Origin of the sequence: Moorena sp. SIO3B2, from assembly GCF_010692525.1 — a bacterium.
GTDB lineage: Bacteria > Cyanobacteriota > Cyanobacteriia > Cyanobacteriales > Coleofasciculaceae > Moorena > Moorena producens.
Genome location: NZ_JAAHHE010000061.1, coordinates 1 through 24,322, shown reverse-complemented (window position 1 = coordinate 24,322; position 24,322 = coordinate 1). Strand labels below are relative to the sequence as shown.

22 protein-coding genes and 2 pseudogenes are annotated in these 24,322 nt (G+C 44.1%); 10 read left to right on the top strand and 14 right to left on the bottom strand.

Going from position 1 to position 24,322, the window contains the following annotated elements; all coding sequences use genetic code 11:
- Nucleotides 1-203: 203 nt before the first annotated feature.
- The 4 genes from F6K38_RS15980 to F6K38_RS15965 all read left to right on the top strand — a co-directional run bounded on the left by F6K38_RS15980 (nucleotide 204) and on the right by F6K38_RS15965 (nucleotide 4,714).
- Nucleotides 204-554, top strand: a complete 351-nt coding sequence (locus F6K38_RS15980; protein WP_008185193.1) for a hypothetical protein — start codon at nucleotides 204-206, stop codon at nucleotides 552-554.
- An 80-nt stretch (nucleotides 555-634) separates the two neighbouring features.
- A complete protein-coding gene (locus F6K38_RS15975; RefSeq protein ID WP_287254077.1) occupies nucleotides 635-1,384 on the top strand; it encodes a hypothetical protein in 750 nt (249 codons plus the stop codon).
- A 373-nt stretch (nucleotides 1,385-1,757) separates the two neighbouring features.
- On the top strand, nucleotides 1,758-2,681 hold the full coding sequence (locus F6K38_RS15970) for a hypothetical protein (RefSeq protein WP_008185195.1): 924 nt from the start codon (nucleotides 1,758-1,760) through the stop codon (nucleotides 2,679-2,681).
- A 593-nt stretch (nucleotides 2,682-3,274) separates the two neighbouring features.
- The gene (locus F6K38_RS15965; RefSeq protein ID WP_287356912.1) at nucleotides 3,275-4,714 is read left to right on the top strand and encodes an AAA-like domain-containing protein; all 1,440 of its coding nucleotides are present in this window, start codon (nucleotides 3,275-3,277) and stop codon (nucleotides 4,712-4,714) included.
- Between the two features lie 123 nt (nucleotides 4,715-4,837).
- Here the strand turns inward: F6K38_RS15965 and F6K38_RS15960 are convergent, their stop codons facing one another.
- The 4 genes from F6K38_RS15960 to F6K38_RS15945 all read right to left on the bottom strand — a co-directional run bounded on the left by F6K38_RS15960 (nucleotide 4,838) and on the right by F6K38_RS15945 (nucleotide 9,491).
- A complete protein-coding gene (locus tag F6K38_RS15960) occupies nucleotides 4,838-5,728 on the bottom strand; it encodes an ABC transporter permease (RefSeq protein WP_008185203.1) in 891 nt (296 codons plus the stop codon).
- Nucleotides 5,729-6,083: 355 nt separating this feature from the next.
- The gene (locus F6K38_RS15955) at nucleotides 6,084-7,043 is read right to left on the bottom strand and encodes an ABC transporter permease (RefSeq protein WP_008185204.1); all 960 of its coding nucleotides are present in this window, start codon (nucleotides 7,041-7,043) and stop codon (nucleotides 6,084-6,086) included.
- Between the two features lie 262 nt (nucleotides 7,044-7,305).
- Nucleotides 7,306-9,012, bottom strand: a complete 1,707-nt coding sequence (locus F6K38_RS15950) for a peptide ABC transporter substrate-binding protein (protein ID WP_287295456.1) — start codon at nucleotides 9,010-9,012, stop codon at nucleotides 7,306-7,308.
- Complete coding sequence (locus F6K38_RS15945; protein ID WP_008185207.1) at nucleotides 9,009-9,491, bottom strand: hypothetical protein; 483 nt, start codon at nucleotides 9,489-9,491, stop codon at nucleotides 9,009-9,011. The genes F6K38_RS15950 and F6K38_RS15945 overlap by 4 nt, the downstream gene beginning before the upstream one ends.
- Before the next feature lie 139 nt (nucleotides 9,492-9,630).
- Here F6K38_RS15945 and F6K38_RS15940 point away from each other — a divergent pair, with 139 nt between their 5' ends.
- Nucleotides 9,631-9,843 carry a helix-turn-helix domain-containing protein gene (locus tag F6K38_RS15940; protein WP_008185208.1) on the top strand — a complete coding sequence of 71 codons (213 nt, stop codon included), beginning with the start codon at nucleotides 9,631-9,633 and terminating at the stop codon, nucleotides 9,841-9,843.
- Nucleotides 9,844-10,006: 163 nt separating this feature from the next.
- Here the strand turns inward: F6K38_RS15940 and F6K38_RS15935 are convergent, their stop codons facing one another.
- The 3 genes from F6K38_RS15935 to tyrS all read right to left on the bottom strand — a co-directional run bounded on the left by F6K38_RS15935 (nucleotide 10,007) and on the right by tyrS (nucleotide 13,130).
- Nucleotides 10,007-11,038: a pentapeptide repeat-containing protein gene (locus tag F6K38_RS15935; RefSeq protein ID WP_008185209.1), complete on the bottom strand. Its 1,032-nt coding sequence runs from the start codon at nucleotides 11,036-11,038 to the stop codon at nucleotides 10,007-10,009.
- Nucleotides 11,031-11,753: an orotidine-5'-phosphate decarboxylase gene (gene pyrF, locus F6K38_RS15930; RefSeq protein ID WP_008185210.1), complete on the bottom strand. Its 723-nt coding sequence runs from the start codon at nucleotides 11,751-11,753 to the stop codon at nucleotides 11,031-11,033. Before pyrF ends, F6K38_RS15935 begins: the two co-directional genes overlap by 8 nt.
- Before the next feature lie 144 nt (nucleotides 11,754-11,897).
- Nucleotides 11,898-13,130 carry a tyrosine--tRNA ligase gene (gene tyrS / locus F6K38_RS15925; protein WP_287250712.1) on the bottom strand — a complete coding sequence of 411 codons (1,233 nt, stop codon included), beginning with the start codon at nucleotides 13,128-13,130 and terminating at the stop codon, nucleotides 11,898-11,900.
- 719 nt (nucleotides 13,131-13,849) lie between these two features.
- On the opposite strand from tyrS, the gene iscB reads away from it, so the two are divergent.
- Nucleotides 13,850-15,109, top strand: coding sequence for an RNA-guided endonuclease IscB (gene iscB / locus F6K38_RS15920; protein ID WP_008185212.1), 1,260 nt, complete (start codon nucleotides 13,850-13,852; stop codon nucleotides 15,107-15,109).
- Between the two features lie 160 nt (nucleotides 15,110-15,269).
- Nucleotides 15,270-17,204, top strand: coding sequence for a transglycosylase domain-containing protein (locus F6K38_RS15915; RefSeq protein ID WP_008185213.1), 1,935 nt, complete (start codon nucleotides 15,270-15,272; stop codon nucleotides 17,202-17,204).
- Nucleotides 17,205-17,346: 142 nt separating this feature from the next.
- Here F6K38_RS15915 and F6K38_RS15910 read toward each other — a convergent pair whose 3' ends face one another.
- Both F6K38_RS15910 and F6K38_RS15905 read right to left on the bottom strand, forming a co-directional pair.
- Nucleotides 17,347-17,670 carry a DUF1825 family protein gene (locus tag F6K38_RS15910; RefSeq protein ID WP_008185214.1) on the bottom strand — a complete coding sequence of 108 codons (324 nt, stop codon included), beginning with the start codon at nucleotides 17,668-17,670 and terminating at the stop codon, nucleotides 17,347-17,349.
- Nucleotides 17,671-17,781: 111 nt separating this feature from the next.
- Nucleotides 17,782-17,949: a pentapeptide repeat-containing protein gene (locus F6K38_RS15905; protein WP_081431903.1), complete on the bottom strand. Its 168-nt coding sequence runs from the start codon at nucleotides 17,947-17,949 to the stop codon at nucleotides 17,782-17,784.
- Nucleotides 17,950-18,083: 134 nt separating this feature from the next.
- Between F6K38_RS15905 and F6K38_RS15900 the strand changes: the two genes are divergently transcribed.
- The gene (locus F6K38_RS15900; protein ID WP_008185215.1) at nucleotides 18,084-18,479 is read left to right on the top strand and encodes an NINE protein; all 396 of its coding nucleotides are present in this window, start codon (nucleotides 18,084-18,086) and stop codon (nucleotides 18,477-18,479) included.
- A 5-nt stretch (nucleotides 18,480-18,484) separates the two neighbouring features.
- On the top strand, nucleotides 18,485-19,033 hold the full coding sequence (locus tag F6K38_RS15895) for a ComEA family DNA-binding protein (RefSeq protein WP_008185217.1): 549 nt from the start codon (nucleotides 18,485-18,487) through the stop codon (nucleotides 19,031-19,033).
- A gap of 286 nt (nucleotides 19,034-19,319) precedes the next feature.
- Here F6K38_RS15895 and F6K38_RS15890 read toward each other — a convergent pair whose 3' ends face one another.
- Nucleotides 19,320-20,054 (bottom strand): SP85-like N-terminal domain-containing protein, encoded by a 735-nt coding sequence (locus tag F6K38_RS15890; protein ID WP_287250715.1) that lies wholly within the window; start codon nucleotides 20,052-20,054, stop codon nucleotides 19,320-19,322.
- Between the two features lie 776 nt (nucleotides 20,055-20,830).
- On the opposite strand from F6K38_RS15890, the gene F6K38_RS15885 reads away from it, so the two are divergent.
- Nucleotides 20,831-21,142 (top strand): hypothetical protein, encoded by a 312-nt coding sequence (locus F6K38_RS15885; protein WP_008185223.1) that lies wholly within the window; start codon nucleotides 20,831-20,833, stop codon nucleotides 21,140-21,142.
- Nucleotides 21,143-21,402: 260 nt separating this feature from the next.
- On the opposite strand, the gene F6K38_RS15880 is transcribed toward F6K38_RS15885, so the two are convergent.
- The 4 genes and pseudogenes from F6K38_RS15880 to F6K38_RS15860 form a co-directional block, all read right to left on the bottom strand.
- Entirely contained in the window at nucleotides 21,403-21,543 is a 141-nt protein-coding gene (locus F6K38_RS15880; RefSeq protein WP_287256206.1) for an HNH endonuclease, read from the bottom strand.
- Nucleotides 21,525-22,751, bottom strand: a complete 1,227-nt coding sequence (locus tag F6K38_RS15875) for a reverse transcriptase domain-containing protein (RefSeq protein ID WP_287256204.1) — start codon at nucleotides 22,749-22,751, stop codon at nucleotides 21,525-21,527. Before F6K38_RS15875 ends, F6K38_RS15880 begins: the two co-directional genes overlap by 19 nt.
- Nucleotides 22,752-22,817: 66 nt before the next feature.
- A pseudogene (locus F6K38_RS15870) lies at nucleotides 22,818-23,249 on the bottom strand (reverse transcriptase N-terminal domain-containing protein); the annotation flags it as partial.
- Nucleotides 23,250-23,900: 651 nt separating this feature from the next.
- Nucleotides 23,901-24,322, bottom strand: a pseudogene (locus F6K38_RS15860) (IS200/IS605 family accessory protein TnpB-related protein); the annotation flags it as partial.

Sequence of the window (24,322 nt, the reverse complement as noted above, 5' to 3'; positions counted from 1 at the left end):
CAGCCCAGAGCAATCCACCTGACTTTTTCCTATTTTAATTTTGTTTGACCTGATTTAATCCTATTTTTATCGCTCAACTATCCTTGGAATTACCTGATTTTATTCCCATGGTTGCTTCCTATATTTACCAAGATAATGATTGATATCAAGCTTATTTCAGCTTTGGGCTTGAGCAATGTACTAATTAATCAGAGGTAAAAATCATGGCTAGAATTTCAGACTATAGCATTATACGAGACAGCAAGTTCACTTTGCAAGTTGGCGGAGATATCGATCAAGATTTTTCATTTTCTCTTCCCAGTGATGCCCATTTAGGTTCAAGATCCATTCTTGCCTTCATGGTTTATCCCACTAGCGAGCGAGTTAGCTTCAATATTTCTGTCAATAATTCTAATCAGGTCAGTTTTACTTTAGGGAATTCTGGCTTAAACAGCATCCACGAAGTGATTAGTGCCAATTTACTCAAAAATGGCAACAATCGGATCAAATTTGTGGTTACCCAGGGTCGTATGACCTTTGCTGATGTGGTCCTGTGGTGGCAGCGTGATGTGTAGCAGGTAGTCTAGACATTGCCTACACTGAATCACCAAAAACTCATTACCACATTTACAACCTAAATCAATAGGAAATCTAAATGGTTTATCAATCTTCTGAATGTATGAAACAACAGTCATATCCTGAAATATCCTGGATGCAGGAAACAGTGCAGATGCTTTGTAAAGAAGGGAGCAGAAACATTTTCCGCTCTCGTCGTCCTCAAAGAGTTCTCGCAAACTTTACTAATCGAGGTAACAGCAACTTTGAAGTAAAAATTGTCACCAAAAACTGTACTGAACCCCTGACAAGGAAAGTTCGTGCTGGAGCGCCTTTTGTTGAAGAATTTGAGCAGGTAACAAGCATTGAATTAATCCCTTCTCCTACAGATAACCAAGCAGAAACTGCTGTTTTAATTCTTGACTCTCTCTTCTTTTACGCAGAAGAACTAACTCAACCTTTTCCAACCCTTGTCTGGTTTTTACCAACCGCTTGCGTAGAAAATGAAGTATCTCGCCAACCGGATAGCTCTACTGATTGCCTTTGGGTACCCGACTTAATTTGGCAATCAGGAATTCGTCGCAATATTAGCCTAGAAATAGAAGCTACTGGCAACCACGATCTCAGGGTCGAACTTGAAGGCCCAGTGGGGATATTTCAAGTCTTTAATGTATCTGCTGCACCAGCTCTTCCTCAATTCCGAAAGTTAACAGGAGACTTTGAAGGCATTGTTTCTGTGCGCGTGCAATGTGAGAAATCACCTGTTAATTCTTGTTCGGCTTGTACATACAAATCTGGGGGGGTGACATGCAAGCTGAAATCCTTACTGGGTAGTAATTTCAGCCGATAATTCACAAAAATATACATTCTGTTTTGGGCTGACTTTGGACGTAGTTATAAGGGTTTGGGCTTCCAGGAAATGAATTGAGGGTTAATTTCCGACTGTATCTTCCATGAGCCCATTGGCATCAAAGCCTTATAGAGTAAGCTTTTTGGGGCTCATGTCACCCCCTCAGCATACAAATACAAGATTTGCTACCCCAGACAGCTTGGTTTTGTTTCTTCTAACTGAGAATTTTAGTGGGAACTTAATGACTCGATTTTCGTCAACTCAAATCTAGAGTGCATCTACCATTAACCCCAACTAGCACGCAAAAGAGAGCAAATTGGCTAGTTGGACATTCACTCCACATTACATCTATGCATTCAGGTGAACAAAGATTATGAAACGAAATGCGATCGCATTCTTCCTAACACTCGGATTCACTTTACCACTCTTGAGTTTAAATGCTAATGCATCGAGTCCAGTTTTCCCCGAATCTACTCGTCAATTGCAGCCTCTTTCCTCAGAAGCTAATCAACTAGAAACCACTGCCAATACACAGATTGCTCTGACGGAAACATCAGACACTACTCCTACTCAGTTTTGGTGGTTGCAAGGTGTGTCTGTTAACCAAATCAAAGCCAAGCTTAAGGAAGGTTATCGAATTATTGACCTGGAAGTAGAATCTACCTCTCCCTATCGCTTTAGCGCCGCAATGGTAAAAAACCAAGGTGCATATGCTAAGAAATGGTGGTGGTACTACGGTATAACTTCTCAGACGCTCAAAGAAAAACTCTCGCAAAATCGGGCTCGGATTATCGACTTGCAAGTTTATCGGGTCAATGGCAAAAAACGCTATGCAGTCGTTCTCGTCTCCAATACAGGTTCTGAAGCTAAAGCTTGGTGGTACTATACTGACCTTTCCTTTAATGACATCATGGCAAAAGCCAGGGATAATAAAGCACGCATTGTTGACCTCGATACCTATGTTGTCGGTGGTCAGCGCCGGTTTAGTGCTGTAATGATTAAAAATACAGGTGCAGACCACAAGGCGTGGTGGGTTTATTCCAACAAATCAGCCAACTTTATTAGCTCGAAACTCAAAGAAAACAAAGCCAGATTAATCGATATCGAAAGACGTGGCAACAATACTTTTACTGTCGTCATGGAACGCTCTCAAGGTCAACGCTGGTGGTGGTACTACGGTAAAACCGCAGCGCAAGTTAATCAACTGTGGCAACAAAATGGGGCGAGAATTTTTGATGTTGAGCCTTACACCGTCAATGGCAACAAACGCTTTGCAGTGCTGATGCTAGACAACTAAAGGGCGCTCACAGGTCGGATGCCGAAACTACTGGCAACTAACCGGAAGGCTGGGGCATAGGGTCTTTATCTCAAGCGAGCGAACGGTAACATTCTGGCATCGTTACAACGTGATTGTACTGATTATCCATCCACAGGATAAGTGACTGTGAAAAGGATGCATCTACCTCCACCACAGTAATAATCACAAGGAATTCAGACATGAAATCTAAAAATCCTCAATTTGAGCTAGGCACGAATGTATGGAATTTGGGATACTGACGAATATGACATTACCCTTAATAAAAATTTCCCCCATCTCCCTATCTCCCTATCTCCGTATCTCCCCCTCTCCCCACACTTCCCAAACTTCCGACACTCCCCCTTCTTTTTTACAAATATGAGATACACCCGGTTAACTCTCTAACTGTGATGTCTCCCAGATTACCCTGTTGTGGCTCCTTGATTCACCCTTAACTTGCCAAGTCGTGTAATATAGAAAATAGAATCCAGACTGGTATCTGTGTCAGGGTAAACGCAAGAATCAATAAGGCGGCATTCTTATCAACAATATTGATATAAATATGCAATAGTGCTGAGCAATCTTGGCTTAATATGGTCATAATTCTTGCCCTATATCGCATTTTGGCTCAATTTGTCTTGCGCTTACCCTGGTATCTGTGTCTTCATCCGAAACGACTCAGAATGAGTAACTTAGAATCAGGATTGACTTGGCAGCAGGCAAAAGAAATAGCAGAACAACTGCTTTTCCAAAAGACCCAAAAGCACCTTAATGATATAGAAATACTTGTACTTGAAGGTTCTTGGGAAGGACTAACCTATGAAGAAATTGGCAAACGCTCTGGCTATAGTACAGAGTACCTTAACAAAGATATTGGCAATCAATTATGGAAAAAGCTGTCTGAAGCTTTAGGGGAAAAGTTAACTAAAAAGAATTTTAAAGTCGCCTTAGAGAGAGGTAAAACAAAACTACAAGATAGGATAAAATTGCCATCATCGCTCCGTGTTTCAGCAACAGAATTACCGTTTACAGAAGGTGCCGTTGCACCGTCTTCTCCCTTTTACATTGAACGAGATGGTATTGAATCTCTTGGCTATAAAACAGTAGTTAAACCGGCGGCGTTAATTCGGATTAAAGCCCCAAATTTAATGGGTAAGACCTCTTTGATCATGAAGCTGTTAGACCATGCTGCTTCGGAAAATTATCAAACAGTGTATCTGGGTTTGAATAGCGTCAATAAGTCCGTTTTGACTAATTTGGAGCTGTTTCTACGTTGGCTTTGCCTACAGGTTAGTCGGGAGTTAAAGTTAGCTAATCAGCTAGAGAATTATTGGTATACAGAAATTTTCGGTAGCAACGATAACTGTACACTGTACTTTGAAGAGTATTTATTGCCCCAAATTAATTGTCCTTTGGTATTAGGATTAGATGATATAGATCGTCTATTTTCCTATAGGGAGGTCATTGAAGATTTTTTGGGTATGCTACGCAGCTGGCATGAAAAAGGAAAAATTGCTGATGTCTGGAGACAACTGCGATTAGTCGTCGCCCATTCAACGGAAGTTTATATACCCTTAGATATCAATCAATCTCCTTTCAATGCGGGAGTACCATTAGAACTAACAGAATTTGACCCGATTCAAGTAAAAAGTTTAGCTTGTTTCCATGGGCTTAATTGGAACAATAGTGAGGTTGAAAAGCTCATGAAAATGGTATGCGGACATCCTTATCTAATACGTTTAGGAATATATGAAATTGCATGTGGAAAGATAACATTAGAGGAGTTGTTACAAGCAGCAGCCACAGAAGCAGGTATTTACAGCAACCATTTACGACGACATTTGCAAGCACTACGACAAGCACCAGAATTAGCTAAAGCATTGCAGCAAGTTGTCACTTCATGGGAGCCAGTAGAATTAGATTCACTCCAGATTTACAAGCTACATAGTATGGGATTAGTAGAGCAGCAGGGTAATCGAGTCGTACCTCGATGCCATTTGTATCGTGAGTATTTTAGTCGAGTTTTGGTTTGAAACCATCAACCTAGATATTATCGAGTATCCTAGTTTTTAACATAGGCAAGTGGCTGTAGAGTGATTAGTCCAACATTTTCCCTCTTGCCTATTGCCTATTGCCTATTGCCTCTTGCCTATTCCCTACTTCCTCCTTGTTTGCGGATCCAAAGCATCCCTCAATCCATCCCCAATATAATTAATACTGAGCACTGTTAAAAAAATCGCTAATCCTGGAAAAATTGCCATATGAGGCGCTATTTCAATATAATTTTGGGCATCAAATAGCATTCGTCCCCAGGTAGGAACATCAGGGGGAAAACCTAAGCCTAAAAAACTCAGAGTAGACTCAGTAATAATCGCATTTCCCACCGCCAAGGTAGCCGCAACAATTACCGGACTAAGCACATTAGGAAGAATATGAGCCCAAATCAATCGACGAGGTTTAGCACCAATCGAGCGAGCTGCTGTTACAAAATCCATCTCTCGCACTGTCAAGAAACTAGCTCGTACTAATCGCGCCACCGACATCCAATTCAAGCAACCAATTACTAGCACTATCAATATAAAAATACCCAACTCTGGCCCAGCCAGCTGCCGCATGACATCTCGGAATAAATAAATCACTAACAGTAACAACGGTAGCTGAGGTAATGCTAAAAATAAATCCGTCAGACGCATTAGGAAGGTATCAATTACTCCTCCATAGAAACCCGATAACGCTCCAATTAAAGTTCCCAAGGAAATCGCCACTACCATAGCCGCAATCCCCACCGTTAAAGAGATGCGTCCCCCCCACAATACCCGAGCCAGTTGATCCTGCCCTAAATCATTAGTACCAAAAGGATGTTCCCAACTTGGTGGCGCACTGGATAGACTAAAGTCAATTTTGTCAATAGGTGTTTTATCAATGAATGGCCCTAAAACAATGGTAAGCACCATAATTATAAGTACAATAGACCCGATTACAGCCATTCGGTCTTGGCGAAACCGACGCCATCCATCTCCACCAAAAAACTTCCACAGAAAATTCATTTTTTGTATAGTGTATAGGCTTTTAATTAGGTGAGGTAAATTTTAGGGAGCAGGGAGCAGGGAGCAGGGAGCAGTTAAGTTCTAATAAGTAATAGTTTAAAAATTCTGTGTACCTCATTATATAGCAATTCTATATCCCATAAGGTACAAAATGACCCCCCTAAATCCCCCTTAATAAGGGGGACTTTGAGGTTGATAAGCGTACCTCATAACTGCGATAAACGCTATAATATAGACTGCTGTAGACCTCAGTTAGCTATAGCATTTATATCATGAATTGTGATAGTTTTTATTCCCTAATCCCTAATCCCTACTCCCTAATCCCTGTTCCCTGTTCCCTGTTCCCTGTTCCCTACTATATTATCTGAACTCTCGGATCTAGAATGCCATAAAGGATATCAGCGACTAGATTAAAGACTACAATTAAAATAGCGTAGATAAAGGTAATCGCCATCACTACTGGTGTATCGTTTCGATAGATAGAATCAATCAGCAAAGCACCAATTCCAGGTACTCGGAATACTTGTTCAGTGATTAAAGCACCAGTGAATACAGTAGGAATATCTAGGGCGACTAAGGTAACAACCGGAATCAGAGCATTCCGTAAGATATGGCGATTGACCACTACAAATTGATGTAATCCCTTAGCATAAGCAGTACGCACGTAGTCTTGATTTAGCTGTTCGAGTATGGATGAACGAATAAAACGCATCAATACTGCTGCTTGAAATAAGCCTAATACTACGATGGGCATGATAGACTGCTTGACTTGGATAACAAAACTATTCCAATCTGTTACCTTCAGGGTGCTGTCGTAGATAAACGGTAACCAATTTAGCTGGACACTAAACAGAATAATGAACAGCAAACCAGTGAAAAAGGTTGGTAGAGAAAATCCTAGAAAAGCCAGGGTGGTGACAATGTTATCAAAGATAGAGTAACGTTTAAGTGCCGAAATTATTCCTAAGGGAAACGCCAGCAATACAGCAAAAATATAAGCGGAACCTACAACCCATAACGTAGTAGGTAAACGCTGGAGCATTAGGGCACTAACAGGACTACGGCTAGTGAAGGAGTATCCCATATCCCCTTGGATAAATGACCACGCCCATTTAATATACCGAATCGGGATGGGTTGGTCTAAACCAAGGGCTCGACGAATATTTTCCCGCACTTCTGGGGTAATCGAAGGATTAGTGGCAAATTCCCCCATCGGGTCTCCAGGTGCTAAGGCCAGGATACCGAATACTACGATACTGATAGCAATCAAGGTGGGAATAGAAACTAAAAGACGATTAATTAAGTATCGCGTCATTGAAATTGATTATTAGTTAATTTGTAAGCATTCAGCTATCAGCCGTTGGCCGTTGGCCACGCTACGCGAACAGCCGTCAGCTAATGAACAGGAGGTAGTAAACAAGCTTATGCTGGTACGGCTCGTTGAAAATCCCTGCTCATTTTACTCATTCGACCCCCTATAGTTAAAATCCCTCCTAGCTGATAGCTGATAGCTGATAGCTGATAGCTGATAGCTGACGTTAATTGAAACTTGAAACTTGAAAAATTAGGAATAACTATCACTTCCGCTTCCAATCCATAATATTCCAAGTATTGCGATCCCATGGTGTCAAGTCATAACCCTCCAGCTGATTGCTAAACCCAGCTGCGTCAGCCCGATGGACAATGGGCAAAACTACCACATCATCTTTAACCAGTAAGTCATTCATCTGGATAAAGATTTTCCGACGTTTTTCTGGGTCTAACTCCTTTGTAGACTGCTGCCAAAGCTGATCGTATTTCGGATTACAGTAGCGAGAGACATTTTTTCGAGACCATTGATTAGCTTTCTGGGAAATTTCATCACAGGTATAGGTTTTCAGATACGCACCAGGGTCGGGGCTATCATTCCCTGTGGTGAACATTTGTAGGTCAGCATAGAAGCGTTGGTTAGTATCGGTGTTGGCTGGATCACCAGAGAAATAAATACTAGCATCAATACTCTTGAGTTCTACCCCAACCCCAATCGAGGCTAGGGTCTGTTTGACAATTTCCTGAGTCTTCTGGCGCACGGGATTGACCGAAGTCTGAAACAACACGGTCATCTCCACCCCATCTTTATCCCGAATCCCGTTACCATTGGTATCTTTCCAGCCTGCTTCCTCCAACAAGGCTACCGCTTTTTTAGGGTTAAATTCATAGGTAGTATTGGGAGACTTATATTGCTCTGGTAACACTAAGAAATTCCCTGTGGCTTTGCCCGTTGGTCCATAAAGCTGTTGGGCAATGGTTTCCCGGTCTAGGGCTAGGTTAAAAGCCTGACGCACTCGCTTGTCTTTGAAGAACGGATGGGGAAATTTGACACTAGACCGTTCTCCAGAGGGGGCTTGTTGATTGGGGTCGGTTTGATTGATTAAAATCCGTTCTACCAACGCCCCAAAGATAGCCACCACTTTACCTTTACCCCCCGCTTCCAGTCGCTTCAACACCGGTGCTTCCACTTGCAGATTGTAGGCATAATCCCCATCGCCGGTTTGTAAGACTGCTCTAGCAGCAGAGGTAGCATCACCACCGCCTTTTAGTTCTACTCGCTCGAAATAGGGTTTATCGGCTTCTCGGAAGTTAGGGTTTGGCTGATAAACTACAGTATCCCCTGGCTTAAATTCTACGACCTGATAAGGACCGGTTCCTACAGGCATCAAGTTGGCTGGCGCTTGTCGTGCATTGGCACCATTGAAATCTTGATATAAATGCCGTGGCAAAATAATGCCATCACTACCGGAAAAGACTAAAAACCAAGCTGGATTAACATCCTTGAAGTTGACTTTGACTGTGTAGTCGTCGATTGCTTCAACGTTTTTGATAGTTTTATAGGTACTAGCAGTAGTCGAACCTACGGCTGGATTGGTGATGAACTCATAAGTGAACACCACATCAGCAGCGGTGAAAGGGGTGCCATCGGACCACTTTACATTGCGCTTTAGTTTCCAAGTCACCGACTTACCATCAGCAGCAATTCCACCATTCTCTACCGTAGGAACTTCTGCTGCCAAAAACAGAACCATCTCCCCATTTTTGTCATAACTAGTCAGAGGTTCAAGGGTAATCCGACTCGCTTCGGAATCCTTGTAACCATTAGAAAGATGGGGATTGAGGATAGTGGGTGCTTGCCAGTACAGTAGCTTCAAAGTACTGTCCTGGTTGGACTGTAAAACTGCACTATCAGGGGAATTACAGCCAGTTAAACACAGAAGACTCAATAGAATCAGGATATAGTATCTAGTCAAAAATCGTCCCACCAACTTTTCTCGTTCACATACATTTGCCGCAATTGTTGCAATTCTGCCTCAAAAAGTACACGTTTGACTAGACCAACCAATTTTCCCCACTGATAAAGATTAAGCTTTGAGGAAGCTTGCTTAAACTGCTGGGCGTAGAATCGGCTCCAAAAACCCAGGGATTGCTTGGATTTGTGCCTTTTGTCCCGCCGTTTAAGCCAGCGGTCGTAATCTCCAGTTTTTGGGGGGTCTACCCCTAAAATTGGCGGAAAATCGGCGTAGCTGACAAATTGACTGACACCTTTGGCGTGTACGTAAACAACGTGCTGCCAGCAATCGATGCGATAAATTTCCTCTGGTTGGATATTAAAAAACAAGGCTACCGTATTTTCAGTGACAAATCGTGCCAGTGGATGAACCACTCGCGATTTATGGTTGATTTTAGATACGGTGACTACGGGTAATTTATGGCTAGGTGTTGTTAACATAATTAGTATTACCTCCATGTTTCTTGACATGAGGTTTGCTATGTGCGATCGCCCTGGTGTTTAAATTTTTTGAGGGCGATCGCTTTTCATAGTTTGCTCGATTGAACTATTAAACTATAAACTTCATCAATTGTCAAGTATGGGTTTAGTCAGACTGAAAGTACGAGAACTAGCACAGGAGAAGGGCTGGACACTCAAGGAAGTTTCTGACCGTTCCGGAGTGATTTACAGCACTGTAAGACACTATGCCCGCTGTCCTGGTCTAAAAACAATTGACTATACTTCTATGGATAAATTAGCCAGGACGTTTGATGTAATGGTTCAGGACTTAGTAGAGATTTTAGAAGAGTGAAGGAAATCAGCGCTAAATTCTTAAATCTTTCTAAACGTAAGCTATCAGCGTGTCGCGTATCAGCTATCAGCTGATGCCCGTAGCGCAATCGGTGCTTTTGAATAAAATAAGCTGACGGCTGACCACTGACGGCTGACCACTGACGGCTGAATGCTTTGCTGTCTCAAGGACGGGAATTGACGGGATTCTGTTCAAAGGCTCGAATTGTCCCAGCACGACAATCCCGGAGCCAAGTCTTAACCGCTTGACCAATAACACCATTAGTACTTTCCCGTGGCGGTGTAGGAAGTTTGCCTTCTGAAACAGAACCAATACGGGAAAAAATCATCACTAAGCGCCAGCCATCAGAGCTTTTGGTCAAAAATAGCCAGTGATAATTCTGAAACTCTACAGCTTTATCCTTGAAATACTTGCGCTCTAGGGTAGTTAGAAAGATTTGTTGAAGTGCTTCGCTATCCGTTGGGTTAGGTACAGTCGTGGATTGAAAGGACTTAAGGGGCAGAGGTTCAAACTCTGGCTTTCCTGCCACGATTACATAACTGAAATTGTCCACAGTGGAGTCTGAGCGCCGCGCCCTCTGAATCACTCGATTGGCATAGCTAGGTAAATCCTTCAGCAATAGGGAGGTTAAGGTTTCCACCTCTACCGAACAGGTTGGACGGGGTGAAGGTTGAAGGTTGGCAGGTCGGAGGAACCTTGAAGGGTTAAGGTTGGTCGGTTGGAGGTTGGCAGATTGAAGGTTGGGAGGTTGAAGGTTAGTAGGTTGAAAGTTGGCAGGTTGAAGGTTGACAGGTTGAAGGTTGACAGGTTGAAGGTTGACAGGTTGAAGGTTGACAGGTTGAAGGTTGACAGGTTGAAGGTTGACAGGTTGAAGGTTGACAGGTTGAAGATTGACAGGTTGAAGGTTGACAGGTTGAAGGTTGGTCAGTTGAAAGTTGGTAGGTTGTTGGCCAAAGGCGTTCGAGAAGGGTAGGTTCAACAGTAGACCTCTTTCAAAAGTAGTTTTCTGATACTGTTTTCGTGAATTCTTGTCCACTGTTCCCTGTTCCCTGTTCCCTGTTCCCAACTTCTGAAAGAAGTGTAGTTGAAAGTTTTCTGGGAAACCTTCTAGGTTCAACTTGCTAAGGTTCAACCCATTAATCTGTAATCCCAAGTAAGCAATTAGAAGTAATCCCGTCAGCTGAAAGCTATACACCAGTACCAGCTAATTCCTCACAAATCCTATTCCAGGCAGCCACTGGGTCGTCAGCAGCGGTAATTGGTCGCCCTATAACTAGGTAATCTGCACCAGCTTGTAGAGCAGCTAGTGGGGTCATTGCCCGTCGTTGATCACCTTTTTCTGACCATTGGGGGCGTACTCCTGGACAAACCAGGAGAAAATCATCACCACACACTTGTCGTAGCTGTGATACTTCCATGGGGGAGCACACTGCCCCATTCAAACCTGACTCTTGAGCGAGTAGTGCCATTTGTAAGACAAATTCGGGCAACTCGATCGGAATTTTCAGGTCAAAGGCCAAATCCCGGGAATTGAGACTGGTGAGTAGAGTAATACCAATTAACTTTGGGGGGGGACATCCCGCTGTCAAAGCTCCCTCAACTGCCGCTTCAGCCGCTCGTTTGAGAGCATTGCGACCAGCAACAGCATGAATGGTGATTAAGTCCACACCATAGGCGGCTGCAACCCTTGTTGCTCCAGCGACCGTATTGGGGATATCGTGAAATTTAAGATCCAGAAATATCCGCTTTTGCCGATGTTTGAGAGTATGAATAATCTCAGAACCAGTGCTCACAAACAGTTCCAGCCCTACTTTCCAAAAGCTAACCTCAGGCAACTGCTCCACTAATGCGATCGCATCTTCTTTGCTCGGCACATCCAAAGGAACAATAATCCGATCTTCAACCTTCAACCTCCTAACCTCCTAACCTTCAACCTTCAACCTCCTAACCTTCAACCTTCAACCTCCTAACCTTCAACCTCCTAACCTTCAACCTTCAACCTTCTAACCTTCTAACCTTCTAACCTTCTAACCTTCTAACCTTCATTGATACCTTCAACTAACTAAACGGGCAAACTTCTTTTTCCCCACCTGCAAAACCTTTCCCACCAATTGATCAGGGGAATCAAAGGTCTGGTCAACCGCTGAAATGCGATCGCCATCCAACTTAACACCTCCCCCTTGAATCTGTCGCCTGCCTTCGCCACTACTTTGGCACAAACCGGATTCTTTAAGGATATAGAACAACTTAGCGGGAAAGTCCACAGAAGACAATGAAAATTCTGGCACAGAATCCCCCGTACCAGTAGTGCTACCCTTTACTAAGTTTAGTGCTGCCTGCTGAGCTTCTTTTGCCGCTGCTTCACCGTGATATTGGGTCACAATAGTCAGAGCCAATTGTTTTTGCTGCTCCCGTGGCTGTTCTGGAAGCTGATCCAATGGCACATCAGTCAACAGCTCAAAATATTGCGTCAATAGATGATCTGGTGTGCCCTCCAGCTTCGAGTACATGGTCAGGGGATCATCTGACAAGCCCACATAATTCCCCAAAGACTTAGACATTTTCTGTATCCCATCCGTCCCAATCAAAATTGGCAGCAGTAAGCCGAACTGGGGAGATTGCCCAAAATGCCGTTGTAAATCCCGTCCCAAGGCAATATTAAACTTTTGGTCAGTTCCCCCTAACTCCACATCAGCCTTGACTGCCACAGAATCATAGCCCTGCATCAATGGGTAGAGAAACTCATGGAGGAAAATAGGATTTTGTTGTTGATAGCGTTCAGCAAACCCTTCCTTCGCCAGCATTTGCCCTACGGTCATAGTGGCTAACAACTCAATAATCTCAGACAAATCCAACTGGTTAAGCCACTCAGAGTTATAGCGAATTTCTAGCCGTCCTGGGGTATCAAAATCTAGAATAGGGCGCACCTGTGACAGATAAGTTTCAGCATTTTCCTTGACCTGAGCTGGTGTCAACTGGCGACGTACCTCAGACTTCCCGGTAGGGTCACCGATTCTAGCGGTAAAGTCACCAATAATTAAGACAGCGGTATGACCAGCATCTTGGAATGCCCGTAGTTTTCTGACTGGGATACTATGACCTAAGTGGAGATCCGCACCGGTTGGGTCTATACCTAACTTGACCCGTAAGGGACGCTCAGCTTGCTTGAGCCGAATAGCTAGATTTTCACTCGGATCCTGAGAATCCGGTTGTAGGGGAAAAATTTCACTGGTACCTCTGTCTAGCCAAGCTAGCTGGTTAGAAAGGGGAATTTCAAAATTTGACATTGGTTGGGACTATGGTTGGCAATTAACTAGGTTAGTACAGATTGTTTAAATTTATCCTAAGGATCGTTTACAAATTCTAAGCAGCTAGACCGACACTTGCCAAAACCATGTCTAAATGCCGCTAACTATTATACAAAAAACCGTTGACAACTGTTACGAGATGCGGCTTTTGCCCACTCTTCTTGATGCAGTCGCTCATGGGGGGAACCCCCTTTGGCGGCGCTGCATCGCTTGTAAGATAGGGATTAAATCCCCCATGCTTTAGGCTCTCAAGGGTTCAATCGGTGGATGCATCTGCCACAGGGACTGCATCAAGACGGGAAATGACCGTCGTAGAATACAAAATGGTATGAATTGGCTAGAATTAGCTTTAATTCAAAAATTATTTATCGCTACAGTAGTTGAAGCTTAAGTAGAAGCTTACCTGTAGGGCTTGACACTTATCCATAACGTCCTGGCATTATTAAGAAATTCGATGCTCAAGACTTGTAAGTAATCCTCCTAGCCAAAGCCTAGGGAATTCCCGGTAATCTCCGGGATTGCCAACTAGGATGCAGACTCAGGTGCGATTCCTAGGTTGGTTTGGTTATGACACCCAGAGGTGAACTCCAGCTTCTGGCTCTGTCGCTAATCATTAAGACAAAGGCAAATGTGTGGTTAGCCCAACAAGCCATCCCAACATTGTCAAGGAACACATTACCAAATTGAGAGCACTAAAAATGCCAAAGTATGTATTTGTTATTGACACAAACAAGCAGCCATTAAACCCTATTCCACCAAAGAAAGCTCGTCGGTTGTTAGACAAAGGTAAAGCTGCTGTTTTTCGGATGTACCCGTTCACGATCATCTTAAAAACAGCGATTGATAATCCAATTGTATCACCTTGTAAAATTAAGATTGATCCTGGTAGCCAAACAACTGGATTTGCTCTAGTCCAAAACAACCAAATCATTTGGGGAATGGAGTTAGAACACAGAGGAGGGTTGATCAATAAAAAATTAGAGTCTAGAAAAGCTGTAAGGCACCGAAGACGTAATCGTCACACCCGTTACAGAAAGCCACGGTTTTTTAATCGCAAACGTTCAGAGGCTTGGCTCCCACCCAGCCTAGAACACAGGGTTTCGACTATTGAAACGTGGGTAAAGCGATTAACCAAGTTTTGCCCGGTCAATGAAATTTGGGTCGAAAGAGTTAAGTTTGATACCCAGAAAATGCCGAATCCCGAAATCAATGGTATTCAGTACCAACAAGGTGAACTAGCTGGCTACGAAGTTAGGGAGTACTTACTTGATAAATGGGGAAGAGAATGTACCTATTGCGGTAAACAGTCTGTTCCCTTGCAGATCGAGCACATTCACCCAAAGTCATTTGGTGGAAGTAATCGAGTCAGTAATCTCTGCTTAGCCTGCGAAAAATGTAATAAACGAAAAGGAAACAAACCTATAGAGGAATTCCTAAAAAAGAAGCCAAGTTTACTCCAAAAAATCAAAACTAAAGCCAAACAACCATTATTGGATGCGGCAGCGGTAAATGCAACTCGTAACAAGTTAGTGAAAGTACTCCAAAATATCAAGTTTGTAGTTACTGGAACCGGAGCGCAGACCAAGTACAACCGGACTAGACTGGGTCTTCCTAAGGAGCACTGGATTGATGCTGCTTGCGTTGGGGATATTGAGACCTTAGTCTTGAAAACGTCTCAGCCACTGTTAGTTACTTGCAAAGGGCAGGGAGGCAGACAAAAAGCAGCACTCAACAAGTACGGTTACCCCGTCAGGCACAATCCATTAAAACCAATTAAGGGCTGGGTCACTGGAGACATAGCCAAACATCAAAGACTAGGTATAGGCAAGGTAACTCCTAGAAGTAAAGGAAGCTTTGGATTTACCCCGTTAGGAATGAAGGGCTATAAAAGCTGCAACCCTCAAGATATATCAGCAATACACCGAAAAGATGGATACACTTACAGTTTTTGCAAGTAACTGCCGGAATTTACCGAGAAATAATTGTCCTAGACATTCCTGCTCTGCCCACCTATCCTTGGAATTGTCTTATAGAAAGTACTTATAGGAAGTAAAAAAAACACCCCAAGCACAGCCCCTAGCTTACATGTCTGTTCTTTAGTAAGGAAATGAAATCACCGTGCCATATAGCACTATTCGACAACCACAAGATCGGAAAAATCGGAAAAGAAAGCCTTCACAAGTATTGCAGTTTGTGCAAGGGGTGGCTCAGGTAACTGGAGGGACTATCCTCGGGGTTACCATGTTAGCTAGCTCGATTGTAGCTGGTGGACTTGTGGGCTTAGCGACTAGCTTCCGTAACCTGCCAGATGTGCGCATGCTCCGGAACTACACACCGACAGAAACAACTTACATTTACGATGTCAAGGGTAGACCTCTAGTGAGCCTTCATGGGGAAGCGAATCGGGAAGTGCTCGAATTCGGCCAAATCAACCCTCAACTCAAGCGGGCTGTACTAGCTATAGAAGACAGTCGCTTCTATATGCACTATGGGGTTAACCCCAATAGCGTCGGTCGTGCTTTTTTAGTCAACTGGAGACAAGGGACAGTAGTAGAGGGGGGTTCTACAATCACCATGCAGTTGGTGAAAAACCTGTTTCTGACTCGGCAACGCACCTTTAGCCGCAAAATCACTGAAGCTGTACTCGCTATCCGAGTTGAGCAAATCTTCTCTAAAGACGAGATTTTGGAATTGTACCTCAATCAAATCTATTGGGGTCACAATAACTATGGCATTGAAACAGCTGCCCGCAGCTACTTTGTTAAGCCAGCATCTGAGCTATCCTTAGGGGAGTCAGCCATGTTGGCAGGGCTAATCCAGTCCCCAGAAGAATACAGTCCCTTCAGCAACTACTCTAAAGCTAAAGAGCGACAAGCCGTTGTCTTAAGGCGGATGCGGGATTTGGGATGGATTACAGCAGCCCAAGAAAAACAAGCTAAGGAACAGCCCCTGTTAATTGGGAAAAGTACTTCCTGGAGCACCAGTAAATTGCCTTTCGTCACAGAAGCTGCTGTGGTGGAGTTAAAAGAGCGATTTGGTCAGGAAGCGGTCACCAAGGGCGGAATGCGAGTTCAGACCACGGTTGACTACGAATTCCAAAAGCAGGCAGAAAAGATCATTAATCGTGCTCATTACACCCTGCGTCGCCGTGGACTTTACGATAATCAAGTGGCATTAGCCGCCGTTGACCCCCGTACCCATTTTGTGAAAGCGATAGTCGGGGGATACAGCTATGAAAAGAGCAAATTCAACCGTGCTACTCAAGCTCGACGTCAGCCTGGGTCATCCTTTAAGCCATTTGTTTACTATACTGCCTTTGCCACAGGTAAATATTCCCCCCGTTCCACTGTTTACGATACCCCCGTTCGTTATCGAGATGGTAGAGGCTATTACAGACCCAAAAACTATGGTGGTGGCTACTCTGGTGCCATGAGCATTCGCACCGCAATTGTTCAATCGAGCAATGTGCCAGCGGTGAAGATTGGCAGGAGAGTGGGACTTGATAAAGTCGTTGATGTGGTTAAGACCCTTGGGATTAAGAGTCCGATGCAACCGGTGCTATCCTTACCCCTAGGGTCAGTTGGGGTAACACCATTGGAAATGGCAGGAGCCTATGCTACTTTTGCCAATAATGGCTGGCACTCTGACACTACCTTAATTGTCCGAGTGACCGATAGTAAAGGCAATGTGCTGCTAGATAATACCCCTAAGCCTAAGCTGGTGCTAGATCAATGGGCGGTTGCTTCCCTTAACCATACCCTAACCGGTGTAATTAACGGAGGTACCGGAAAATCTGCCTACATAGGGCGTCAGGCGGCGGGTAAGACAGGAACAACCTCTTCAGAGCGAGATGTATGGTTTGTGGGATATGTACCCCAGATGGCTACCGCAGTTTGGATTGGTCGAGACAACAACCGACCCCTTGGGCGAGGGGTAACAGGTGGTGGCTATGCCGCACCGATCTGGCGGAGGTTTATGGCTTACGCTTTGCGGAACGAGCCAGTGAGATACTTCCCTCGACCCTCAAAATTTAAGCGTCCTCGATCTAGATAAATTCTAGATAAATTAGGGATATCAGCCGTCATTATTGGCGGCTCCTTACTAAGGCACTCTCAATCCTGAGCCTAAGACCCTAAGCTCTCAGCTGTCTTGGCAGATGTCCATGTATACCCACCCCCACCAAGGGCGTTCCTGACTACAATTGCTTCTCTAGGTCTGACTTCATCCGCTCCAATGTCATGTTCATCTGGTCAAACATCTGCTGAGGGGTGATCCCAAATTGACCTAACTGAGTATTGAGCTGCTCTATGGTCATCTGAGCCATGAAGTCATCGGATAACTCGAAGCGCTTCATAAAAATACGATAGCGCTCCATCATCTGTTCCATCTGATCGATGAAAATCTTTTTGCCTTCACGGTCAAACTTGCCATAGTCGTTGCCCAATTTAATCAGCTCTTGGTAATCTTCAAACAGCTGTTTTGCCTCTTTTTGGACAATTTCCGAATCAAAAAAACCCATTGCTCTTACCTGTCAACCGGTTTGGTTGTACTCAATCGCCGCTTCTAATCACATTTTAATGTAGCGTCAAACCTGGACAAAATTCGGTTTTCCGTATTAGTCCGTTGAAGATTAGTCAGTTGTTCGCCCAAGGCGTTCGTTGTAGGGTAGGTTGGAGCGTTGAAGGTTAGACCGTTGAAGGTTAGACCGTTGAAGGTTAGACCGTTGAAGGTTAGACCGTTGAAGGTTAGACCGTTGAACCTTCAACCTATTAACCTGTAACCTGTTAACCTTGGCCAAAAGGCCACGCTACGGGAACAACCTATAACCTGTAACCTCTAAGTTTCGACTCTGAGATAAGTAATTATTATAGGAACATAGGATTGAAAGTTTTTGGATCTCCACCAAGCTATTCAACGCGGGTCAAAGCAAGTATGTTGAGCAAGCCAAAAAGCCGTAAAGTCGCTTCCCTACTGGCATTGAGTGGGGTAGTGCTCCCCGTTTGTGGATTACACAAATTTTATCTCGGACAACCCTTCTGGGGAGTAATGTACTTACTCCTGTGTTGGACACCCATTCCTCGCATTGCTAGTGCTATAGAGGGGGTGTGGTATTTACTACAAAGTCAAGATCAGTTTGACCTCAATTTTAACCTCGGTATTGAGTCTACAGTATCTTCCTCAGAGAATCCATCGGCTGGGATTGACCCAGCCAAGGTAGGGGAAATTGCCGATGCCCTAAGACAGCTAGACAGCCTGCGTCAGGAGGGACTAGTGTCTGAGTATGAATTTGAACAAAAACGTCGTCAATTACTTGACCTAATTGCTTGAGTTTCATGGCAATTTTTGATTGGCTATCACCCAAGACTCGACAAAACCCAAATCAGCAATCAATTCAGCATAGGCTGAAGCGTGACCCCTACTATCGGCTACAATCCACAGAAGAAATTGCTGTAGCTGCCAAATTGGGGCTCACCATTGATGTGAATCAAGCTGGTGTGGATGATTGGCTGAGATTGCCAGGGATATCTATCCATCAGGCGCGGACGCTTTTTGAACTCACCAGCAGCGGTGTGCAATTTTGCTGCTTAGAAGATTTGGCCGCTGCCCTAGGTTGGTCAGTACAACGTCTGACACCCTTGCAACCAATTTTGAGGTTTTGTTACTACGATGCTGAGAGTTTAGTAACGCCTGGGCTAGTCAACCCTAACACCGCATCTCTAGAACAGTTGACGAAAATTCCAGCAGTGGACTTGTTTTTAGCTAGAGCGATCATGCAAAATCGCTTTGATGGTGGCCCATACCGTAATCTGGCTGACCTTCAACGACGCCTTGAGCTTAATCCTCAGCTGACATCTGAGTTAATGTACTATTTAATCTTTTGAGATTAATAGTTTGAGCTTACTAGTTTTATAACCTATCCAGTTTACTACTTATCCTTCTTGGTTGATAGTCACTTAAAACTAGAAACTAGAAACTAGAAACTTGTCAGTGGCCAAGTCACAACTGAGAACTGAGAACTGAGAACTGACAGCTGATAGCTGATAGCTGAATGCTTACCACAAAACCTAAAAAAGGAACAGACTACGAGAAAGTGGTCTAGTTCCTACAGAGAACTGGTTGAATCAGCTATGCCGACGAAAAAATCCGGGAATCTTTAAAATTCCTAGGTCAGACCAATTCCTTAGACTTGCGCTTTAATGACGTCACACTTAATCCCAGCAAGCTTAGGCTGAACAAGCCCATTGTCATGGGTTCAGGAACAGGTTGAGAATTGGAAGGATGGTTAGGATCCAGAGTTAGATCAACATTAATATCAGCATTGCTAAGAGTAAAAGAACCCGTAGCACCTAGCCAGCCAGACATACCAAAGTTAGTGTTTTTGCCATTAGCTCCAACCCCAACCTGGAAGGCGTATTTACCATTTTCAGGTCTTTGGTAAAGATTCAGTTCCTTGCCATCGTAGAAACCTAGGCCACTTAAGGTCGCCCGAGTTTCATCCATGTTATAGTAGCGCCAATTACTAGTATCGACGGGGCCACCTTTTTCTACGTATTCAGACTTCGGTAGTTCCTTTTTAGGTCCTCCCCAAGGTTCTGGTGTGCTCTCGAACCAAATATCAACCTCCCATTGTTTAGTATCATCTTTTTCGGAAACGATGGTACCCAACAAATTAGCACTCCCATCATCGTATTCATTAAAGATACCTGAAGTGTCAAATACAAATCTCCCTGAGTCCAACTCAGGTAACCAGAAAGCATGTCCTGACCAATATGTGTCTGGGTTGCTATGAGCTTCATCGGCTAACCAGGACTTGACGATATCAGCTGCCTGGGCTTGTCCTACTGCTCCCAAAACTATAGACCCTAAAACTAATCCACTGCTTAAAAATTTAGTTATGTTCATGTTATAGACGCCCTAGTTATTTGAATTAATTAATTGACTGTAGTCTGTAACTAATTGGTTTACTAATTGTGTGACTAACTCGATCATAGCCTGAGCTGTCAGTAAAATCACGTTAAGTAAATTAACTGATATTTATAGTTTGCAAATCTGATGATTGCGATCGCGTTAGCGCTAACGTATAAAACGTATAACTTTTGTATTTTTTGTGTATAAATTAATACCAATAAAAAAATCCCCTCACTTTTGAACTGGCACCAAACTTGATTCCATGACCTGGAGCTAATCTACAGAAAAGAGCTGGTGAATTTTTTCGGTCCTATTCAGGACTATCAAAACAGCGCTGTTTCATTGTCCGACTAAAATGTGATTGGTAGGGATGTAGGGAGATAGGGAGATAGGGAGATAGGGATTTTTAACCTCAAAAAAAACCTCTCCCCAGCACCCCACCTTCCTTTCAATCCCATTGATCTGACAATTTATGCCAAAGAATTAAACAGCCCTGCCTCTCCCCACGCGCACCCGCCCCTCTAACCACACTCTTCCCCCGCCCGATTCCGGAATCCGGATTCCAGAATCCGGATTCCAGCGGGGGTAGCGCTATAGCTTGACAAGTTACCCTTAATTGAGGGAAACTCTAGGTTAGCCTATGGGAGGGCGAAGCAAAAGCACATAAAACCTAGGGTTTGAGCCATTAATTACTTGCCCGAATTACTGGCTCGAATGGGTCGCCCCTACCCAAAAATCAACGACGCCAGACTTTCCATCGGAGGGGTTCTATGCCGGAAAACACGATTTCAGCAGAAATTCAGTCATCCCCCAACCACTCTAGACAAGCTGCTTTAGCTCTACAACAACTTGGCTTCCGGATCCTGCACATTGGACCGACTATCAGTGTACAAGCCCCGCAATCCCTGTGGGAATCAACTTTCAATGTTTCCTTCCAACCACAGCAGAAAACCCTGATCCAGGAGATAGATGGCAGTGACGTTACCTATCCCAAAGCTGCGGTTGACAATCTACAAATTCCTGAGCAACTACAAACCTTGGTAACTGGGGTGATGTTTGTAGAACCCCCAGAATTTTTCTGATCCAGTTAACGATAATCCGAACATTGTCCAGGCTAGAGGCACAATCGGGTCGTGCCTGTAGTTTTCTATAGTCAAATCATGAAGCTTCCCCCACCTGGCTATCGCCGAGGTGGAGGTGTCCTATGCTAATCTTTGGTTATCCCTAACCCAGAGAGTTAAACTAAGCCAGAGAGTCGCCTCACTGACTCGTCTTCAAAACCGTACGTGAGAGTTTCCCCTCATACGGCTCCTCATTATAGGAACCATTTTCATTGGTACCTCTAGAACGGATTGGCATCTAACTCAGATGAGTCGATTTTCTCTCCGTGCTTTATATCGTGGCAATGTAGGTGAAGTAACTCTAGATTTTTGTCTGAGTTATTTCCACCGAGCGAGCGTGGTATTATGTGGTGTTTTTCCATCGAATCTCCATCCCTGTTCGCGAAGCGTCGGCTACGCCGAAGGTGAGACCACAATGAGTACATACCCCTTTTTGCCTTTTCAAAAGCCTTCCCTTTTGACTGGTCATTTCAGGGTGTTTCTGCATTCTGGTACTCCAATAAATTAGGTCGCCATCGAATGGACTCCGAGTCTCTTTGACCTTCACGTGTCTGACTATTTTGGTCTTGGCGTGTTTGGGGAGGTAATTCTCCTCGTTGGTCATGAATACCCAGTTATCTATTTTTGGGGCTTCCCATGGTTTCTTTGGTTTTTCAACCTTAGTTCCCCAATATTTTTTGTTCACCCAGGTTTTTGATTTATTAGGATGTCTCCTATAACCCCATCTTTGAAGTTTGTTCCAGAGCAGGTGGTCTATCTTCGAGTAGGTTTCCTTGCTACAGACTGAGCTGTGATATTTGCACCATCCTCTTGTGATAGGTTTGAGGTGCCTTATTAAGGCATCTTGAGGAGCGGCTTTGTGATTGTCAATTGCTGACGAGAGTTGCTCTAGGTGCTCTTTTACGCTCTTCCTTGATGGTTTGATGATGGTTTTAAACCCTTGTTTGGAGTGATTTCTTCCGGCTGTGTATTGCCGGATGTTGAAGCCAAGGAAGTCAAATCCTATGGTCGTATGAGTCACTCTGGTTTTGTTTGGTTTTAGTTCCAGGCCAATATCACTGAGCCAATCATTGATGATTTCTTGACATTCTTCTATCACTGAACGGTCTTTGTGCATGATGACAAAGTCATCAGCGTATCGAATTAAGTTCAATGCTCCTCTATTTCTGGTCTTATTTCCTTTCATAGAATTTGCATATTGTTTAATTCTCTGTTCCATTCCGTGGAGGGCTATATTCGCTAAAAGCGGAGATATGATTCCGCCTTGAGGGGTACCCTCGTTTGATTGGGAGAATGTTCCCTTATCCATCACCCCGGATTTTAACCAGTTCTTGATTAATCGTCTCAGGGATGGGTAAGTATTTAATTTTCTTAGAAGTGCATCATGATTGATTTTTTCAAAGCATTTGGCGATGTCAGCATCTAAAACCCATTTGGGCTTTTGTTTGATGCTGTTGAATATTGCTTCGATGGCATCGTGACATGACCGTCCCGGTCTAAACCCGTATGAATTAGGTTCAAATTTGGCTTCCCGGAGACGAAACCTTAGATAGTGGAGCCTTACTAACAAGCCTTAAAACCTTCTCTGCATAACCTTAAAACTATAAAGGCTCCACTATCTTGCGGTAACTTCTGACCATTCAGGTTCTAATGCCTGTTTGGCAAGTGCCTGTAGTGCTCGGTCATGTATGGTTGGTATCCCTAGAGGCCGTCTCTCATCTCTTCCAGGTTTAGGTATCCAGACCCGGCGGGTTGGTTGGGGCTTCTTGTACAGTTTTAGGCTGGCTACTAAGTCGAGTCGTTGCTTACTGGTTAAAGCTTTCTTCCCGTCTATTCCGGCAGTCTTCTTGCCTTTGTTTTGTTGGGTCACCTTCCTGACTGCGAGCATTTTGGCTGACCAGGATTTCATCAGGGTTTTTTGGAGTTTTCTAACCACGCGAACATCGCCACGTTGAGAGGCTCGATATATCCGGTTTTGTAACTTGAATACGGTTCTTTCTAGCCTGCGCCAATCAACCCTATTCCATTCCGACTGTGGGGCGAACCCCCGAGTTTTGGACTTATGCATTACTACTCCTAGCTATATTTTTTCCTACAACGTGAGTCTGTGTGCGTATCCTGGGTATTACCCCAGGCTTTGGCTTCTGACTCAATCCCTCTTTCATATGACTTGCGGCTAACTACCTACTCAACAACCGACCGTGTTGAGAGTACATATAAAAGTTACTTCGTTCCTGATAACCATTCTTTTGAACTTTTAGGGTGATACTTTTCACCGGGAACTTTAGGGAAATCTTTATAAGAATGTGAAACCTTATAAACCTGTATGCTCCTTTGACATTTTGTCCGTAGTGGTTCAGCCTTATTTCACTACGTCTTGCTGACGATGATTCTGACGTATCTTCCTCTCGTACCCATGAATTCTATTGCCTGTTACTAACACCACTTTAGACTAGCAGTGCTTCACTACTCGACCCCGCTTTACCCCAGGGTTGTTAAGTTCTGAAGTAGGGGTAGGGCTGTCACTCGGATTTCACGAGGGTCAGAAGTTACCGAAAGAATAGTGCAGCCTTTATGGTCAGCAGGTTAGGCATCATAGGAGTAAGGTTTTGTACTAAGGCTGCACTATTCTAAGGTTTTGTCTCCGGGTTGGTATTTCACCAACATGGTTATCAAGTTGTCAAGGTTCATTGAACCAGGCGGTTAATCCCCCAGACCCTCAAGGGGGTAGGTTTCTAACCAACGAATCGCACTCACACAGGCAAGCCCAGCTTCTAGGCGATCGTCCAGGGCTTTTGCTGGAACGACCCCCACTACCATTTCTGTTAGTGAGTTTAAACACACCTCTAGCACCAATGTTGTAAGCGCCGTTTAGATTGGCCGTAGGCCACGCTACGCGAACGGCATTAAACCGCTTACCTGAGGAGAAGGTTGCTAGGGCATAATTTTTTGAATCACGTTTGACCTTGCCGGAACCATCGTAGGCGAGTTTGGAGGTATAAGCTGCCACAACCTCTATTACTTTGCCGCCTAACTCAACCCATTTCATCTCAGTAAAATCGCGAATTTTTGCTTTGAGCCATCCATGAAACCTTTGCCGGAGGTTAGAGCGTTTCCGTCCCCCTTTGGGCTTCCATCCCT

What these genes read in the sequence shown, in the direction of transcription:
- iscB (WP_008185212.1), top strand. Translation starts at nt 13,850, where the DNA reads ATGCCAAAGTATGTATTTGTTATTGACACAAACAAGCAGCCATTAAAC.
- F6K38_RS15960 (WP_008185203.1), bottom strand. Translation starts at nt 5,728, where the DNA reads ATGAATTTTCTGTGGAAGTTTTTTGGTGGAGATGGATGGCGTCGGTTT.
- F6K38_RS15885 (WP_008185223.1), top strand. Translation starts at nt 20,831, where the DNA reads ATGCCGGAAAACACGATTTCAGCAGAAATTCAGTCATCCCCCAACCAC.
- F6K38_RS15970 (WP_008185195.1), top strand. Translation starts at nt 1,758, where the DNA reads ATGAAACGAAATGCGATCGCATTCTTCCTAACACTCGGATTCACTTTA.
- F6K38_RS15975 (WP_287254077.1), top strand. Translation starts at nt 635, where the DNA reads ATGGTTTATCAATCTTCTGAATGTATGAAACAACAGTCATATCCTGAA.
- F6K38_RS15980 (WP_008185193.1), top strand. Translation starts at nt 204, where the DNA reads ATGGCTAGAATTTCAGACTATAGCATTATACGAGACAGCAAGTTCACT.
- F6K38_RS15900 (WP_008185215.1), top strand. Translation starts at nt 18,084, where the DNA reads ATGTTGAGCAAGCCAAAAAGCCGTAAAGTCGCTTCCCTACTGGCATTG.
- F6K38_RS15965 (WP_287356912.1), top strand. Translation starts at nt 3,275, where the DNA reads ATGGTCATAATTCTTGCCCTATATCGCATTTTGGCTCAATTTGTCTTG.
- F6K38_RS15945 (WP_008185207.1), bottom strand. Translation starts at nt 9,491, where the DNA reads ATGTTAACAACACCTAGCCATAAATTACCCGTAGTCACCGTATCTAAA.
- F6K38_RS15880 (WP_287256206.1), bottom strand. Translation starts at nt 21,543, where the DNA reads ATGGAAAAACACCACATAATACCACGCTCGCTCGGTGGAAATAACTCA.
- F6K38_RS15890 (WP_287250715.1), bottom strand. Translation starts at nt 20,054, where the DNA reads ATGAACATAACTAAATTTTTAAGCAGTGGATTAGTTTTAGGGTCTATA.
- F6K38_RS15910 (WP_008185214.1), bottom strand. Translation starts at nt 17,670, where the DNA reads ATGGGTTTTTTTGATTCGGAAATTGTCCAAAAAGAGGCAAAACAGCTG.
- tyrS (WP_287250712.1), bottom strand. Translation starts at nt 13,130, where the DNA reads ATGTCAAATTTTGAAATTCCCCTTTCTAACCAGCTAGCTTGGCTAGAC.
- F6K38_RS15940 (WP_008185208.1), top strand. Translation starts at nt 9,631, where the DNA reads ATGGGTTTAGTCAGACTGAAAGTACGAGAACTAGCACAGGAGAAGGGC.
- F6K38_RS15895 (WP_008185217.1), top strand. Translation starts at nt 18,485, where the DNA reads ATGGCAATTTTTGATTGGCTATCACCCAAGACTCGACAAAACCCAAAT.
- F6K38_RS15955 (WP_008185204.1), bottom strand. Translation starts at nt 7,043, where the DNA reads ATGACGCGATACTTAATTAATCGTCTTTTAGTTTCTATTCCCACCTTG.